This window comes from Nocardia higoensis (assembly GCF_015477835.1).
GTDB lineage: Bacteria > Actinomycetota > Actinomycetes > Mycobacteriales > Mycobacteriaceae > Nocardia > Nocardia higoensis_A.
In genome coordinates, this window is the sequence record NZ_JADLQN010000002.1 from 449,013 (window position 1) to 466,325 (window position 17,313).

Consider the following 17,313-nt stretch of genomic DNA (forward strand, 5'->3'; position numbering starts at 1 on the left):
GCAACGTGGCGGTGGTGGGCGCACGTCGGGAAGGGTCCGGCGAGCTTCAAGCTTGGTCCTCGGCGGCGTGTGTGGCGCAAGTCGGTGGTGCTGGCGTGGATCGCCGAACAGGAACAGGCCACCGGCACGAACTCGGCCGCATAGTGGCTACCCGACGCAACCGCCGTTCTGGTGTCGAAGACCTCTGGACGAAGGAGGAACGTCTACCGGACGGCACAAAGCAGCGGGTCCCGTCGAAGCTGGACGGGAAGGGGAAGCGTTGGCGCGCAAGGTATGTCGACGGCAACGGTAGCGAGCATTCGAAGGTGTTCGCGCGCAAGGTCGACGCGCAAGCCTGGTTGGATGGTCAGACGGCGGCCGTCGTCACCGGGGTACATGCCCCACCTTCGGCCGGGCGGGTCACTGTCGAGGTGGTGGCGAAGGCGTGGCTGGCCGGTCATCCGTCGTGGGAGGAAGGAACTCGTTCCCGCTACAAGTCGATCGTGAATCGGCACATCCTTCCGAAATGGGGGAGTGTTCGCCTCGCTGATCTGGTGGAGATGCACGACGAGATTCAGGCGTGGGTGACTGGTCAGGTCGCGAACGGGGCGGCAGGTGGGACTGTGCGGAAGAACCTCGGTGTGCTCTCGCAGATCTGTGACCATGCGGTGAAGACGCGCAAGATCGCGGTCAACCCGTGCCGTGCGGTGGACCGTCCGAAACAGCGGCTCGCCAAGCGGCGCTATTTGTCCGGCGTGGAGGTCGAACGGCTGGCCGAGCACGCGGGTGGCAACTGGCTGACGGTGATGGTGCTGGCATATTGCGGTCTCCGCTTCGCTGAGTTGGCCGGTATGCAGGTGTCGGCGGTGTCCCTGGGGCGTCGCCGTATCCAGGTCGAACGGACGATTACCGAGGTGGACGGAAAGCTGGTGATCAAGGCTCCAAAGGATCACCAGCGGCGAAGCGTCGCCTTTCCGGCATTCCTGGCTGATCCGCTGAAACAGCGTCTTGCGGGCCGTCGCGAGGATGCTGAGGTCTTCACCTCGTCGCAAGGGACAGTGCTGCGGGTGCGCAACATGCGTCGGGACTGGTTCGACGGGGCCGCGAAAGCTGCGGGCTTGGAAGGGCTCACACCTCACGAACTCCGGCACACCGCCGCGTCGTTGGCGGTGTCCGAAGGTGCCTCGGTGCTGGCGCTTCAGCGGATGCTCGGGCACGACAAGCCGAGTACCACCCTGGACTTCTACAGCGATCTCTTCGATGACGATTTGGACGACGTAGCGACCAGGCTTGACTCGGCACGTATGGGTTTCGCCGCTGCGTACGATCTGCGTACGAAACGGGCTTCGGGGGCGGAAGATCGCGACAAGAAATCGGCCTGACCTGCAAAAATATAAGTGCCCTCGGCAGGATTCGAACCTGCGACACCCGCTTTAGGAGAGCGGTGCTCTATCCCCTGAGCTACGAAGGCCGATATGGACGTCGGTGAGTCTACCGGGTCCGGTGGCCGGGAGCCGAATTGTCCCGGGCCGAGCCCGGCGGTCAGCAGAACCGCCGGGCTCGCACCTGCTCAGTCGAGGGTGACGACGTCCAGCTCGCCGTCCGCGTACCGAGTGCGCAGCCGCTTCTTGTCGAACTTGCCGACGCTGGTCTTGGGGACCTCGTCGATGAAGGTCCAGCGCTCGGGCAGCTGCCACTTGGCGAACTTGTCGGCGAGGAAGTCGCGCAGTTCGGCGGCGGTGGCGGTGGCGCCGTCGGCCAGGACGATGGCGACCAGGGGGCGTTCGTCCCACTTCTCGTCGGGGACGCCGATGACGGAGGCTTCGGCGACGGCGGGGTGGCCCATGACGGCGTTCTCCAGGTCGACCGAGGAGATCCATTCGCCGCCGGACTTGATGACGTCCTTGGAGCGGTCGACGAGGGTGAGGTAGCCGTTGGGGGTGATCTTGCCGACGTCGCCGGTGCGCAGCCAGCCGTCGTCGAACTTGTCCGGATCGACCTCGGCGCCGTCGGGGGAGTAGTAGGAGCCGGTGATCCAGGGGCCGCGCACTTCGAGCTCGCCCAGGGACTTCCCGTCGTTGGGGACGACCTTGCCGTCGTCGCCGACCAGGCGGGCCTGGACGGCGGCGGGGAAGCGACCCTGGGTGAAGCGGTATTCCCATTCCTCTTCGCCGGTGACGCCGGCGGGCGGGTTGGCGACCGAGCCGAGCGGGGAGGTCTCGGTCATGCCCCAGGCGTGCAGGACGCGCACGCCGTGCTTCTCCTGGAAGGCGCGCATCATCGACGGTGGGACGGCCGAGCCGCCGACCACGGCGGTGCGCAGGTGGGAGATGTCCTGGGGGTGGGCGGCCAGGCCGGCGAGTACGCCGCCCCAGATGGTGGGCACGGCGGCGGCGAAGGTGGGCTTCTGGTCGGCCATCATCTCGAGCAGCGGGCCGGGCTGCAGGAAACGGTCGGGCATGAGCATGTTCGCGCCGGACATGAGCGCGGCGTAGGGCATGCCCCAGGCGTTGGCGTGGAAGAGCGGAACGATGGACAGCACGGTGTCGGTGCCGCTGAGGCCCATGCCCATCGGGGTGAGCACCTGGACGGCGTGCAGCCAGTTGGAGCGGTGGGAGTAGACGACGCCCTTCGGGTCGCCGGTGGTGCCGGAGGTGTAGCACATGGCGGCGGCTTCGCGTTCGTCGATCACGGGGAAGTCGAAGTCGTCGGACTGCGCGGCGAGCAGCTCGGTGTAGGAGTGCACCTGGACGCCCTCGGGGGCGGTGAGGTCCGCGGCGTCGCCGTTGGCGACGATGACGTGGCGCACGGTCTTCAGCTGGGGCAGCAGCTGGGCGAACAGCGGCAGCAGCGAGCCGTCGACGATGACGACCTGATCCTCGGCGTGATTGGCGACGTAGACCAGCTGCTCGGGGAACAGGCGGATGTTGAGCGCGTGCAGCACGGCCCCCATCGCGGGTACGCCGATGTAGGCGACCATGTGTTCGTTGTTGTTCCACATGAATGTGCCGACGCGATCGCCGCGACCGATGCCGAACCCGGTCAGCGCGTTCGCCAGCCGGGCCGCTTCGGCGCCGAGTTCGCGGTAGGTGATGGTGCGCACGCCGGTGCCGGTCCAGGTCGACACGGTGCTGTCGCCCTGGAAGGTCGAGGCGTATCGGAGCAATGTCGCCAGCGACAGCGGCTCGTCCTGCATGGTGCTCAACATTTCGCGGGAACTCCTAACTCATCGGTGGCGGGCTGCTCGCTTGGGGAGCAATGAGCCACGTCACACCGGGATGTTACGCGGGACAAGGGTGCGCGAGGCGATAGTGGCGGCGCCACCCCCGAACGGGGGTGGCCCGCCGCGGAGCCTGGACGGTAGAAAAGGCGCATGCCAGTGGATCGGATGCTGCCCACCCAGGAGGCCAGGGACCTGCTCGACCTCACCCGCGACATCGCCGACAAGGTGCTCGAGCCGCGGGTCGTCGAGTGCGAGAAGACCGAGACCTACCCGGACGAGGTCTTCCCCGCGCTCGGCGCCGCCGGGCTGCTGAGCCTGCCGTATCCGGAGGAGTTCGGCGGCGGCGGTCAGCCCTACGAGGTGTACCTACAGGTGCTCGAGGAGTTGGCCGCGCGGTGGGCGGCGGTGGCGGTGGCGGTGAGTGTGCACAGTCTGTCGTGCCACCCGCTGTTCGCTTTCGGCACCGCCGAGCAGAAGGACCGCTGGCTGGCCGAGATGCTCTCCGGTGAGACCGTCGGCGCCTACAGCCTTTCCGAACCGCATGCCGGCTCCGACGCCGCCGCGCTGCGCTGCCGGGCGACCAAGGTCGACGGCGGCTACCGGATCAACGGTTCCAAGGCGTGGATCACCCACGGTGGCCGGGCCGATTTCTACACCCTGTTCGCGCGCACGGGTGCGGGATCGCGCGGTGTGTCCTGCTTCCTCGTGCCCGCGGACACGCCGGGGCTCTCGTTCGGCAGGCCGGAGGAGAAGATGGGCCTGCGTGCCATCCCGACCACCACGGCTTCCTACGACGAGGTGTTCGTGCCCGACGAGCGGCTGATCGGCGACGAGGGGCAGGGCCTGACCATCGCCTTCAGCGCGCTGGACTCCGGCCGTCTCGGCATCGCCGCGGTCGCCACCGGGCTGGCGCAGCGCGCCCTCGACGACGCGGTCGCCTACGCCAAGGAACGTCAGGCGTTCGGCAAGAACATCATCGACCACCAGGGCCTCGGCTTCGTGCTGGCGGACATGGCCGCCGCGGTCGACTCCGCGCGCGCCACCTACCTCGACGCCGCTCGCCGCCGCGACGCGGGACGGCCGTATTCGCGCCAGGCCAGCGTGGCGAAACTGATCGCCACCGACGCGGCCATGAAGGTCACCACCGACGCGGTGCAGGTGCTCGGCGGCTACGGCTACACCCAAGATTTCCCGGTGGAGCGGTATATGCGCGAGGCGAAGGTCATGCAGATCTTCGAAGGCACCAACCAGATCCAGCGCCTGGTCATCGCGAGGCAACTCGCGAGCATGTGACGGCGGGGGCCGTCAGCCCCTGTCCCGCGGCCGGTTCTGCGCTTAGGCTCGGGACATGAGAACGCCGTCCGTCCTGATCATCGGAGCCGGTTTCGCCGGTCTCGGCCTCGCCCTGGAATTGCGCCGAACCGGGTTCGACGATTTCGTCATTCTGGAGCGCGCCGCCGACCTGGGCGGCGTGTGGCGGGAGAACACCTATCCCGGCGCGGCCTGCGATGTGCCGTCGCCGTTGTATTCGTACTCGTTCGAGCCGAGGTCGGACTGGCCGCGCCGGTTCTCCGAGCAGCGTGACATCCACGAATACATGCACGCGGTCGCGCGTAAGTACGATCTGGCGCGTTTCATCCGGTTCGGTACCGAGGTCACCGACGCCGAATTCGACGAGGCCACCGGCGGCTGGACGGTCACCACGGCCGACGGGCAACGACTGGGCACCACGATTCTGGTGCCCGCGGTGGGGCAGCTGTCGCGGCCCGCGCTGCCGAACATTCCCGGCATCGACACCTTCGCGGGCGCGTCGTTCCACTCCGCCGAGTGGGACCACGACATCGATCTGACCGGCAAACGGGTGGCCTGCATCGGCACCGGCGCGAGCGCCGTGCAGTACATTCCGCGCATCCAGCCGCAGGTCCTGGAACTGACGCTGTTCCAGCGTTCGGCGGCGTGGGTGCTGCCCAAGCCGGATGTGGAGTACCGGCCGGTGCATCACGCGCTGTTCAGATCTGTGCCGCCGGTGCGGCTGGCCGAGCGCTTCCTGATCTGGGCGACCTTCGAAATCCTCGCGCTCGGTCTCACCGACCTGCCGTGGATCAAGCGGCCGGTGGTGGCGCTGGCCGACCGGCACCGGCGGACGCAGGTGCCCGATCCGGCGTTGCGGGCGAAGCTGACGCCGGATTACGAGCCGGGATGCAAGCGCGGGCTGTTCTCCAACGACTATTTCCCGGCACTGGGGCAGGCGAACGTCACGGTGGAGACGACGGGGATCGCCGAGATCACCCCGGCCGGGGTGCGCACGGTCGACGGCGTGGAACACCCGGTGGACGTGATCGTCTACGGCACCGGATTCAAAGGCACCGAATTCCTCGCGCCGATGAACATCTACGGGCTCGGCGGGGCCAAGCTGGCCGATGTGTGGGGCTCGGCCGGGGCGCGCGCCTATCTGGGCATGTCCGTGCCGCGCTTTCCGAATCTGTTCATGATGTACGGGCCGAACACGAATGTCGGCGCGGGCTCGATCATCTACATGCTGGAGTCGCAGGCGCGCTATATCCGGCAGGTCGTCTCCTATGTGACGGCACGGCCCGGCCGTCATCTGGCGGCGCGCGCCGATGTCGAACAGAACTGGGACGATTGGCTGCAACGGCGATTGAAGACGACGCCGTGGAATTTCTGCTCGAGTTGGTATCGCAACGCCGCCGGGCGGATCACCAACAATTGGCCGGGGGTCACCTCGCTGTTCCGTTGGAAGACACGGCGATTCGATCCCGACGAGTACGAGGTGGGGCAGGCGCTGGTCTGACCGGCTCGGACACCTCACCCGCCCGGCAGACGAGGCGCCGAGACCGGTGCTCGGCCGCGCTAGCGGACTGGTGAGGAGGCAGCGGTGTCGGTGCGTGCGGGCAGTCTGGTGATCAGGAAGCCGAAGCCGGTGGCCAGGATGTACATGAGCACCGAGTAGACGGCGCTGGGGATCGCGACCTCGGTGCTGTCCAGCACGCTGAGCGCGATGGTGAGAGCCACGGTCGTGTTGTGGATCCCGATCTCCATCGAACACGCGATCGCCTGGCGCTGCTCGAGTCGCAGCAGCCGCGCACCGGCGTAGCCGAGGGTGAGGCTGGCCAGGCAGAACAAGGCGGTCACCACACCGACCTGCCTCGCATAGTCAGCGAAGTTGTCGCGTTCGCTCACGAGCGCGCCGAACGAGACGAACACCAGCACCGCGATGGAGAAGACACGAACCGGACGATCGGCACGCTGAGCGAATTCCGCCCAGCGCCGGCGTGCCAGCATGCCGATCACGACCGGGATGAGCACGATCGCGATGACCTGGATGACCTTGGCGAACTGCAATCCGAGTTCGCCATCGGCATCGAAGTGGGCGATGGCGAGGTTGGTGATGATCGGGATGGTGAAGGCCGCCAGGATCGAATTGATCGCGGTCAGGCTGATGTTGAGTGCGATGTCGCCCCCGAAGAGGTGGCTGAACAGATTGGCGGTGGTTCCGCCGGGTGAGGCGGCCAGCAACATCATTCCCACCGCCAGCAGCGGGTCGAGGTCGAACAGGGTGATCAGCCCGAAGGCGATCAGCGGCAGGACCAGGATCTGTAGGACGAGCGCGATCACGACCGCGGTCGGGGTTCGTGCCACTCGTCTGAAATCGGCGACGGTCAAAGTCAACCCGAGTCCGAACATGATGATCGCGAGAGCGATCGGCAAACCGATGGTGATCAGTGCTGAATCGTTCATCTACTTCTTTCGATCTACCATCTCGGCACGCGTGCTCGTTGTGGGTACCTGGGCCGGGCCGATTCCGGCTGTCGCCGCGGCCCTCCGGCCGCGACGGTTCGATCGGCCCGCACGATGGCGTGGGTCATCGGTTTGTCTGACGGGAGCTGATGGCGGCCGAGATCACCTCGGCGACTCCGCGCCTCCCTCGCACGGTCGGATCGAGCGCGCGCTCCGCGGGTACGCGACGGCTGTGAATGGTATGGCGCAGGCTACATCAGGTAACCGACGAGGAGAAGCCCTCACCCGAGGCAGCACCGCCCCTCACCGGCACAAGGGTTCGTGCCGGTGAGGGGCGGTGCTTTCGCGCCGTCAGCAGTTGCGCAGTTCCGGGCTCTGGTTGAGCAGCTGGGCGCGGGTGCTGATGAACGTCGAGTAGGTCTCGCCGCCGACCGAGGCGAGCGGGAAGGCCGCGACGCGGTGGCAGTTCTGGAAGGCCAGCTTCACGCCGAAGTGGCGCTCCAGGCCGCCGCGGATCGCGTCGGAGGCCAGCGCGCGCAGCAGTTCGCCGCGGGCCTTGTCGTCCGGCGGGGGGATCGTGTTGTCGGCGTATTCGTCGGCGCCGGAGCGCAGTTCGTCGACGACCCGGCTGACCACCTCCCAGGCGTAGGGCAGCGAGTTCTTCACGCAGTCGACGAACTCGGCATCGTCGACGTCGCCTCGTTCGGCGCGTTCGAGCAGGGCGGCGGGAACATCGAGGGACATGGCGCTCTCCTCCAGAAGGTCGGGGGCGGTGCGCGTCCGAGTCTAAACGAAAATTGTTGTCAACAAGACTGGATTCGGCGTCGAAGCTGTTCGGCGAGGCCAACTTTCGATATCGCGGCGGATGTGCTTGCATCTGTTCGTCGATGTGACGATGCCCGTCGCGCCTGCCGGTCGAGCGATCGGGCGGGCTCGCGTTCGGCGATGCGCGCTGGTCAGGCCGGGTTCTCCGGATCTTGCGCGCCGGGGTGGGTCACGTGATCGACATATGTCGGCACTCGTTGTGACATGTACCTCGAACTCGAAGGTTGCGAAATGGTCACGACCGGGTAGAGTTCCCATCACAACGGATGCCGAAACGTTACACATTGTGACTTCCGGCCGATCTCCGACGACATGGTCGTCCGGGGAGAGCACCAGGTGATGCTACGGCGTTCGTTGGCAACTGTAGGACGGACGCGAGGACGCACGTATGTCGCAGCACCGGGTAGGCCCCAGCTCCATCACTGTCGAGAGCCTTCTCGGCTCCGGTGTCGAGGGGCGTGGTGGCACCGCGGTCGCGACCCGTCCCACCCGGCACCGGGCCGCGCCCGCCCAGAGCGAGCGCATCCGTGCCGCCGCGGGGGCCGCTGTCGCCGGCGCCGCCCTGGTCGGCGTGGCCGCGCAGGTCGCGCCCGCGCTGGCCGCCGCCTCGCCGCTGGCTCCCGAACGTCACACCGACGCCGCCGAGGAGGCCATCACCTTCCAGGGCACCGGGGAAATCCCGCTGGTCGAGGCCGCGCAGGCCATCGCCGCGCCCGCCGAGGCCGCCGAGCCGCCGGTCACCGCGGTCGCCGCGCCCGTCGCGCAGCCGGTGTCTCAGCCCTTCGGCCTGCAGAACCTGCCCGCCGAGATCGCCACGCCGCTCGGCCAGGTCGAGGACATCCTCAAGGGCGTGCAGCAGCACCTCGCGCCGCCCGTGGCCGTGCGCCCGGTCGCCGGGGTCATCAGCTCCGGCTACGGCGCGCGCTGGGGCAGCATGCACTACGGCATCGACTTCGCCGACGCGCTCGGCGCGCCGATCAAGTCGGTCAGCAACGGCACCGTCATCGAGGCCGGTCCCGCGTCCGGCTTCGGGCTGTGGGTGCGGGTGCTCCAGGACGACGGCACCACCGCGGTCTACGGGCACGTGAACGACATGTACGTGCAGGCCGGTCAGCGGGTCAACGCGGGCGATGTCATTGCGACCGTGGGCAATCGGGGCCAGTCCACCGGCCCGCACCTGCACCTGGAGATCTGGGACCAGGGCGGCAACAAGATCGATCCGCAGCCGTACCTGGCCGCCAAGGGCGTGCCGATGCAGTGGGGCCCCTCGCACGCCCACTGAGGCTCCCCGCCCGCCCATCGAGGCCGCGCGACCCGTTCCCTCGACCCCCTCACGCCTTCCCCGGCCGTGAGGGGGTCGCGGTCTTTCTTCCTCCGCGCGGGTCGATTTCCGCCCGCGCGGCCACGGCGACCAGCCGGATTCGGTGGGTTCGCCTGGGGCCGGTACGGTATCGAGCAGGGGTGGGTCACGGCAACTGTGTTGCCGATCCGGGCGGTACCACGCTCCGGCCACGGCGCGTCCGAAGGGAGGAACGGGCGCCGGGGCCGACATGGTGCACCGATGCCCGGGGCGGATCGTCCGCTCGACCCTCCGCCACGGGTGGTACCCCTCGGACGCGTTCCGTATGCCGTCCGCTGCTGTGAGCTACATCACAGCACGGCAACGGGTCGGAGCGAGGTGACGATTAGAACACGATGCCGACATTGTCGGGGGCGATGGCGCTCGGTCGGATGGCCTGGATTGCGCCGGCGCAGGAGAACGGCCCGAGGGCCATGACTGACGCGAGAGGTTGTGCAGCCGGATGGAAAGCGCTCGTCGGACCGCGGGTACACGTGCTGCTGGCGGGCGACGCCGGCGTTCCGGTGCGTCCCTACTTCCGCAGGTGCTGACGGCCGCGGTGGAATCCGCGCCGGACACGGTGGCGCTGCGGTTCAACCCGACCGGCGCACCGGCCGACCAGCGCGAGCTGACCTACCGCGAACTCGACGAGAGCTCCTCGCGACTGGCGCGTGAACTGATCGCGCGCGGCCTCGGTCCCGGCGACTACATCGCGATGGGCATCGCGCGCTCGATCGAATCGGTGACCGCCCTGTGGGCCGTCGCCAAGACCGGCGCCACCTACGTCCCGGTGGACCCGGCATACCCGGCCGACCGCATCGCCCACATCCTCACCGACTCCGGCACCCGGGTCGGCCTGACCACCTCCACGCACCGCGACGCCCTGGACGCGGGCGCTGCAGGCGAGGGAGTGGAGTGGATCGAACTCGACGACCCCGATCAGCTCGCCGGTATCGGCGCCCATCCCGCGCACCCGATCTCCTACGCCGACCGGGTCCGGCCGCTGACCGCCGACCATCCGGCGTGGATCATCTACACCTCCGGCTCCACCGGAAAGCCCAAGGGCGTGCTGGTGTCCCATCACGGCCTCGGCCCGGTCGTCGCCGCGGGCGCTCGGCTCGGCGTCGGCCTCGGTTCGACGATCACCCACCTGAGTTCGCCGAGCTTCGACTTCTCGCTCATGGAGATGCTCTTCGCGTTCCCGCGGGGCGCGACGATGGTGATCGCGCCGCCGATGATCTTCGGTGGCGCGGAGATGGCCGAACTGTTGCGCCGCGAACAGGTCACCGATCTGATGATGACTCCGGGCGCACTGGAGTCGGTGGACCCGGCGGGCCTGGACAGGATCCGCACCGTGGTCGCCGCCGGTGAGAAGGTCTCCGCCGAGCTGGTGAACCGATGGGCTTCGCCCGGGCGCACCGTGCACAACTTCTACGGCCCCACCGAGACCACCGTGATCGTGACCGGCACCGAACTGCGCCCGGACGAGCCGATCACCATCGGCCCCGCGTTCCCGGGAGTGGGCGCCTATGTGCTCGATCCGATGCTGCGTCCGGTGCCCGCGGGCGTGGTCGGCGAGCTGTATCTGTCCGGGCCCTCGCTGGCCTACGGGTACCGCAATCGGCAGGATCTGACGGCGGAGCGGTTCGTCGCCAATCCGTTCGTCGCCGAATCCGACGGGGCGAGCCCGCGGATGTATCGCACCGGCGACCTGGTGCGCCGTCGCGAGTCCGACGGCGCCTTCGAGTACATGGGCCGATCGGACTTCCAGGTCAAGATCCGCGGTCTGCGCATCGAACTGGGCGAGATCGACAACGCGCTGCTCGCGCATCCGGACATCGACTACGCGGCCACCCTGGGCGTCACGCTGCCTTCGGGGGCCACCACGCTGGTCGCCTACGTGCTCAGCCGCAAGGGCGCCGGGCTCGACACCGCCGAGGTGGCGGAGTTCGTCGGAAAGTCCGTGCCCGCGTACATGGTTCCCTCGGCGATCATGGTGCTCGACGAGTTGCCGCTGACCCCCGTCGGCAAGCTCGATCGCGCCGCGCTGCCCGCGCCGGTGTTCGCGGGCAAGGCTTTCCGGGCGCCGTCGGACCGGTTCGAGCAGATCGTCGCCGACGTGTTCGCCGCGCTGCTGATCCCGGACGCCGGTCCCGACGAGCGGGTCGGCGCGGACGACGACTTCTTCGCGCTCGGCGGCAACTCGCTGATGGCCACCCAGGCGGTGGCCCGCATCGCCGCCGAACTCGACACCCGCGTACCGCTGCCGCTGCTGTTCGAATGTCCCACCGTCGCCGATCTGGCGGCCCGGCTGCGTGAGCAGGCCGGTGGGGCCGCGCGCCCGCCGCTGCGTGCGATGACCCGCCCCGACCGGATTCCGTTGTCCTACGCCCAGCAGCGGATGTGGTTCCTGAACCGTTTCGACACCGACAGCGGTGTGAACAATATCCCGGTGGCCGTCCGGCTGTCCGGATCGCTGGACGTGGCCGCCCTGCGCGCGGCGGTCGGCGATCTCCTCGCCCGCCACGAGGTGCTGCGGACGGTGTACCCGGAGGTCGACGGCGAGGGCACGCAGGTGGTGCTGCCGATCGAGGATCAGCGCGCCGTGCCCGCCATGGACCTGGCGCCCGCGACCGAGGACGATCTGGTCGCGCAGGTCGTCGCGCTCGCGATGGACGGCTTCGACGTGACGCTCGCACCGCCGATCCGGTTGCGGCTGTTCGCGCTCGCTCCCGAGGAGCATGTGCTCGTGTGCGTGGTGCACCACATCGCCGCCGACGGTTTCTCTATGGGTCCGCTGACCCGTGATCTGATGTCCGCGTACTCGGTGCGCGCCACCGGCGCGGAGCCCGCGTGGGAGCCGCTGCCGGTGCAGTACGCCGATTTCACGCTGTGGCAGCGCGCGACCCTGGGCGCCGAGTCCGACCCGGAGTCGACTCTGGCCCAACAGGTCTCGTTCTGGCGTGCACAACTGGCCGGACTGCCCGAGCAACTGGATCTGCCCGCCGATCGCCCGCGCCCCGCGGTGATGTCCAACCGTTCGGCGGGTTACTCCTTCGCCCTGGACGCCCAACTGCACAATGCGCTGAGCACGCTGGCCAAGCAGCACAATTCGACGCTGTTCTTCGTGATGCACGCCGCGATGGCCGTGCTGCTCGCCCGGCTCTCGGGCACCACCGATATCGCGGTGGGTACCCCGGTGGCCGGGCGCGGCGACGAGGCGCTCGACGACGTGGTCGGCATGTTCGTCAACACGCTGGTGCTGCGCAGCGAGGTCGATCCGGACGAGAGCTTCGCCGAACTGCTCGCCGAGGTCCGTCGCACCGACGTGGCCGCGTTCGCGCACGCGGACCTGCCCTTCGAGCGGCTGGTCGAACTGCTCGACCCGGCCCGGTCGATGGCCAGGCACCCGCTGTTCCAGGTGATGCTGACCTTCCAGAACATGTCGCACACCGAACTCCGGCTGCCCGGCCTCACCGCCTCGGCGCTGGAACTGGGCGCCCCACCCGCCAAGTTCGATCTGGAACTGACCCTGGTGCCGCACGAGATCGACGGCGCCCCCGCGGGTCTGGCAGCCACCTTCATCTACGCCACCGACCTGTTCGACGAGTCGACCATGGCCGCTTTCGCCGAGCGCCTGCGTCGCATCCTGACCGCCGTGGTCGCCGACCCGCAGCGCAGCGTCGGCGGCATCGAACTGCTGGAACGCTGGGAGCAGCAGCGCATCCTGCGGGACTGGAACGACACCGCCCATCCGCTCGCCCCGGAACTGCTCCACGATGCCTACCGGCGCGCGGTCGTCGAGCACGCCGACGCGGTGGCCGTCGCCTACGAGGGCGCCGAGCTGACCTATCGCGAGTTCGACGAGCGGGTCAATCGGTTGGCCCGGTTGCTCATCTCCCAGGGCGTCGGCCCGGAATCGCTGGTCGGTCTTGCGATCCGGCGGTCGCTGGATCTGGTCGTGGGCATGTACGCGATCGTGACCGCCGGTGGCGCGTATGTGCCGCTGGATCCGGATCACCCGGCCGAGCGCATCGCGCACATCCTCGACACCGCGCAGCCGGTGTGCGTGCTGTCGACCCTCGCCGATTCCGATGCCGTGCCCGCGGGCGTCGACGTGCTACGCGTGGACACCGTCGATCTGTCCGGGGTCTCCGGCGCGCCGGTCGAGGCCACGGAACTGCTGCGTCCGCTGCGCCGTGACAATCCCGCGTACGTGATCTTCACCTCCGGCTCCACGGGCAGGCCGAAGGGCGTGGCGATCTCGCACGGCGCGATCGACAACCAGACCGCGTGGATGCTCTCGGAGTACCCGATGGGTCCGGGGGATGTGTACCTGCAGAAGACCGCTACGACCTTCGACGTGTCGCTGTGGGGTTACTTCATGCCGTTGCGGACGGGCGCGAAGTTGGTCGTGGCCACCCACGACGGGCATCGCGACCCGGCCTACATCGCCGAAACCATCGCGGCGCAGCGGGTCACGGTCACCGATTTCGTGCCGTCCATGCTGACCGTCTTCGCCACCCACACCGCGCCGGGTTCGGTGCCCACACTGCGCGATGTGTTCGTGATCGGTGAGGCGCTGCCGCCGGAGACGGTCGCCGAGGTGCGGGCGATGTCCGGTGCCGCCGTCCACAATCTCTACGGTCCCACCGAGGCCGCGGTGTCGGTGACCTACTGGCCCGCGACCGAGGCCGACACCACCACCGTCCCGATCGGCCTGCCGCAGTGGAACACCCGCGTATATGTGCTGGATTCGCGTCTGCGCGCGGTGCCCGCCGGTGTGGTCGGCGAGCTGTACCTGGCCGGCGACCAGTTGGCGCGTGGCTATGTCGCCCGCCCGGATCTGACCTCGGATCGGTTCGTCGCCAATCCCTTCGAACCGGGCGCGCGCATGTACCGCACCGGTGACCTGGTGGTCTGGCGAGATCAGCCGCACCGGCTGGAGTACCTGGGCCGCACCGACTTCCAGGTGAAGTTCCGCGGTCAGCGGATCGAGCTCGGCGAGATCGAGACCGCGCTGCTGGCGCACCCGTCGATCAGCCAGGCGGTGGCGCTGGTGGTGCCGACGGCCACCGGTGACCAGCTCGTGGGCTATGTGGTGGCGCGGCCGGGGGAGACCGTCGACATCGACGATCTGCTCGACGCCGCCGCGAAGAGCTTGCCCGCGTACATGATTCCGGGTGCGGTGATGGTGCTCGACGCCTTCCCGCTCAACACCAGCGGCAAGCTGGATCGCAAGGCGTTGCCGGAACCGACCTTCCGCACCAGGCAGTTCCGCGCCCCGAGCACTCCGATCGAGGAGATCATCGCCGGTGTCTACGCCGAACTGCTCGGCCTGGACCGGGTGGGCGCCGACGACGACTACTTCGCTCTCGGCGGCAACTCGCTGCTGGCCACCCGCGCGGTCGCCCGGCTGAACGAGACACTGGAAACCGCGGTCTCCGTGCGTGATCTGTTCGAGGCGCCGACGGTGTCCGCGCTGGCCGCACGCGTGGTCCCCGGCGCCGGTGGGGTCGTCCGGCCGCCGCTGGTCAAGCGGCCGCGACCGGAGCACGTGCCGCTGTCGCTGGCCCAACAGCGGATGTGGGTGCTCAACCAGCTCGATCCGGCCTCGGCCGCCTACAACCTGCCCTTCGCCATCCGGCTGTCCGGCGAACTCGACACCGAGGCGCTGCGTCTGGCCGTCGAGGACGTGCTGGTGCGCCACGAGGCACTGCGCACCCGCTTCCCGGTGACCGCGCCCGGCGAACAGCCCTATCAGCAGGTGCTCCCGGTCGTGGAGGTCTTGCCGCACGGCCTCGAGGTGGAGACACCGGCCGATCCGGCGGCCCGCATCGGCGAACTGCTCTCGGCGGGCTTCGACGTCACCGAGGCCGCGCCGCTGCGCATCCGGCTGTTGTCCGGCGGCCCGAACAGTCGTGAGCACGTGCTCGTCCTGGTGGTGCACCACATCTGCGCCGACGGCATCTCGCTGTCCCCGCTGGCCCGCGACCTGGTCACCGCCTACCTGGCGCGCAGCGGCGGCGAGGCCCCCGGCTGGGCGCCGCTGCCGGTGCAGTACGCCGATTTCGCGCTGTGGCAGCGTGACGTGGTGGGCACCGACGAGGACCCGGACTCGCCCGCGGCGCGGCAGCTCGCGTACTGGCGCGAACAGCTGGCCGGGCTGACCGGCGCGCTGGATCTGCCGCTGGATCATCCGCGCCCGCCGGTGCCGTCCGAACGCGGCGCGACGGTGGGGATCGAGGTCGAACCGGACGTGCACGCCGGTCTGGTCCGACTGGCCCACGCCCATCGCGCCTCGCTGTTCATGGTGGTGCACGCCGCGCTCGCGGTGCTGCTGGCGCGGATGTCGGGCAGCTCCGACATCGCCGTCGGCACCCCGATCGCCGGGCGTGGCGAACGCGCGCTCGACGAGCTGGTCGGCATGTTCGTCAACACACTGACCCTGCGCACCGAGGTCGACCGGGCCGAAGGCTTCCAGGCGCTGCTGGAGCGCGCCAGGGAGACCGATCTGGCGGCCTTCGCGCACGCCGACATCCCGTTCGAGCGGGTCTCGGAGGTCGTCCAGCAGGCCAACCGCGATCAGAGCCCGCTGTTCCAGGTCGTGATCGCCTTCGAGGACTACGCCCCGCCGAGCGCGCAACTGCACGGCCTGGCCGTCTCGCTGCTGGACTCCGATCAGGTCAGCGCCAAGTTCGACCTGCAACTGATCGTGCAGCCGAGGCTGAACGAGGACGGCACCCCCGGCCCGCTCGGCGTCTTGTTCACCTATGCCACCGACCTTTTCGACGAGGCGACGATCGCGGCGCTGACGCGTCGGTTCGAGCGGATCCTGCGCGCGGTGCACGCCGACGCCGACGCGATCGTCGGCGACATCGACATTCTCGAGCCCGAGGAGCACGGCCTGGTGGCCGGCGCGGCGCTCGACGCCGACCACGCGGACGACGACGAGTTCGTCACCACCGGCGGCACCGAACTGCCGCAGCTGCTGACCGCCGTCGTCGAGGACGATCCCGACGCCCCGGCGGTGGTGGGCGGCGACGTCGAGATCAGCTACCGGGAACTCGACGCCGAGTCCTCCCGCCTGGCCAGGGTCTTGATCGGGCGGGGCATCGGGCCCGAAAGCACCGTCGCGCTGGCGGCCGACCGTGGCACCGAGTTCGTGGTGGCGGTCTGGGCGGTGCTCAAGACCGGTGCCGCGCTGGCTCCGGTGACGCAGGCGCACCCTGAGCCCGCCGATGGCACTCCAGCCGATCTGGGCCTGGTCGTGGGGAGCTACGCCGAGTTCTCCGGTGAGCAGTGGTTGCGGCTGGACACTCCGCAGGCGCAGGCGCAGATCGCCGCGGAATCGAACCGGCCCGTCACCTACGCCAACCGAGTGCGAGTGCTCCGAGGCGAGCATCCCGCACTCGTGCCCTCCTCCGGCGAGACGATCGACTACGACGGACTCGCCGCCGCGAGCGACCGGCTGCAGGCCCGCACGAAGCTGACCTTCGAATCTCGCACCTTCCGGTACGGTCCGGCGAGCTCGGGCGCGGCGATCCTCGAGGTCGTCGCGGCGGGCGCCGCGGGCGCGACGCTCGTACTCGCCGCCCTCGGCGGGCCGGAGACCAGCCCGGCCGAACGCGCCGAAGCGCTGGCCGAGGAATGGGTCACCCACCTGCTGACCGACCGGGAGGGACCGGCCGCGATCGACCTCACTGCGCCGTCGGAACTGCGCGTGGTCGTCCTCGACGGCCACGACCGGACGATGGAAGCCGGGGACGCGGAGGGCTTGGAGGTCTTCGCCGTGGCCGATTTCCTGAAGCCCGCGCGTCGTTGAGGCAGGCCACGCACGGATAGCTGACCAGCGACGACGGTCCCGGCGAGAGCCGGCGTGCCCACTGTGCATGAGCATGCCCGCAGCACTACGGGGTGAGCTGTGTCACCAGGCTTGCCGCTCGGCGTAGCGCTCGGTTCATCTGCCGGAATGATTCGGGTGCCATGATATGGCGCTCGCCGCCGCCCCAGCTGTGTAGCGCGACCTGGTCACGAAACGACAGGGTGTAGCGCTACCTGGTCACGAAACGACAACTACGACGTGACAGGGTAGGTGGCGGCGCACGGCACTCGAGCGGTTGCAGGCCGATATGGCACCCGCCCGGTGACGGTATCTCGGCAGGCGTCGAACGCTCGGCAGAAGTGG

At 69.0% G+C, this 17,313-nt stretch carries 8 protein-coding genes and 1 tRNA gene; 5 read left to right on the plus strand and 4 right to left on the minus strand.

Annotated elements, in window-relative coordinates; all coding sequences use genetic code 11:
- The first annotated feature begins 5 nt into the window (after positions 1–5).
- Positions 6–1,361: a tyrosine-type recombinase/integrase gene (locus IU449_RS29865; protein WP_416382178.1), complete on the plus strand. Its 1,356-nt coding sequence runs from the start codon at positions 6–8 to the stop codon at positions 1,359–1,361.
- Between the two features lie 16 nt (positions 1,362–1,377).
- Here IU449_RS29865 and IU449_RS16255 read toward each other — a convergent pair.
- A tRNA-Arg gene (locus tag IU449_RS16255) sits at positions 1,378–1,450 on the minus strand.
- Positions 1,451–1,549: 99 nt separating this feature from the next.
- Complete coding sequence (locus IU449_RS16260) at positions 1,550–3,187, minus strand: long-chain fatty acid--CoA ligase (RefSeq protein ID WP_195002919.1); 1,638 nt, start codon at positions 3,185–3,187, stop codon at positions 1,550–1,552.
- Between the two features lie 165 nt (positions 3,188–3,352).
- Between IU449_RS16260 and IU449_RS16265 the strand changes: the two genes are divergently transcribed.
- Both IU449_RS16265 and IU449_RS16270 read left to right on the plus strand, forming a co-directional pair.
- Complete coding sequence (locus IU449_RS16265) at positions 3,353–4,495, plus strand: acyl-CoA dehydrogenase family protein (protein ID WP_195002920.1); 1,143 nt, start codon at positions 3,353–3,355, stop codon at positions 4,493–4,495.
- Between the two features lie 55 nt (positions 4,496–4,550).
- A complete protein-coding gene (locus IU449_RS16270; protein ID WP_195002921.1) occupies positions 4,551–6,014 on the plus strand; it encodes a flavin-containing monooxygenase in 1,464 nt (487 codons plus the stop codon).
- Positions 6,015–6,073: 59 nt separating this feature from the next.
- Here IU449_RS16270 and IU449_RS16275 read toward each other — a convergent pair whose 3' ends face one another.
- Positions 6,074–6,961: a bile acid:sodium symporter family protein gene (locus IU449_RS16275; RefSeq protein ID WP_195002922.1), complete on the minus strand. Its 888-nt coding sequence runs from the start codon at positions 6,959–6,961 to the stop codon at positions 6,074–6,076.
- 351 nt (positions 6,962–7,312) lie between these two features.
- Positions 7,313–7,705 carry an SCO5389 family protein gene (locus IU449_RS16280; protein ID WP_195002923.1) on the minus strand — a complete coding sequence of 131 codons (393 nt, stop codon included), beginning with the start codon at positions 7,703–7,705 and terminating at the stop codon, positions 7,313–7,315.
- Between the two features lie 469 nt (positions 7,706–8,174).
- Here IU449_RS16280 and IU449_RS16285 point away from each other — a divergent pair, with 469 nt between their 5' ends.
- Entirely contained in the window at positions 8,175–9,068 is an 894-nt protein-coding gene (locus IU449_RS16285; protein ID WP_195002924.1) for a M23 family metallopeptidase, read from the plus strand.
- Between the two features lie 520 nt (positions 9,069–9,588).
- A complete protein-coding gene (locus IU449_RS16290) occupies positions 9,589–16,950 on the plus strand; it encodes a non-ribosomal peptide synthetase (RefSeq protein WP_195002925.1) in 7,362 nt (2,453 codons plus the stop codon).
- Positions 16,951–17,313: the final 363 nt, after the last annotated feature.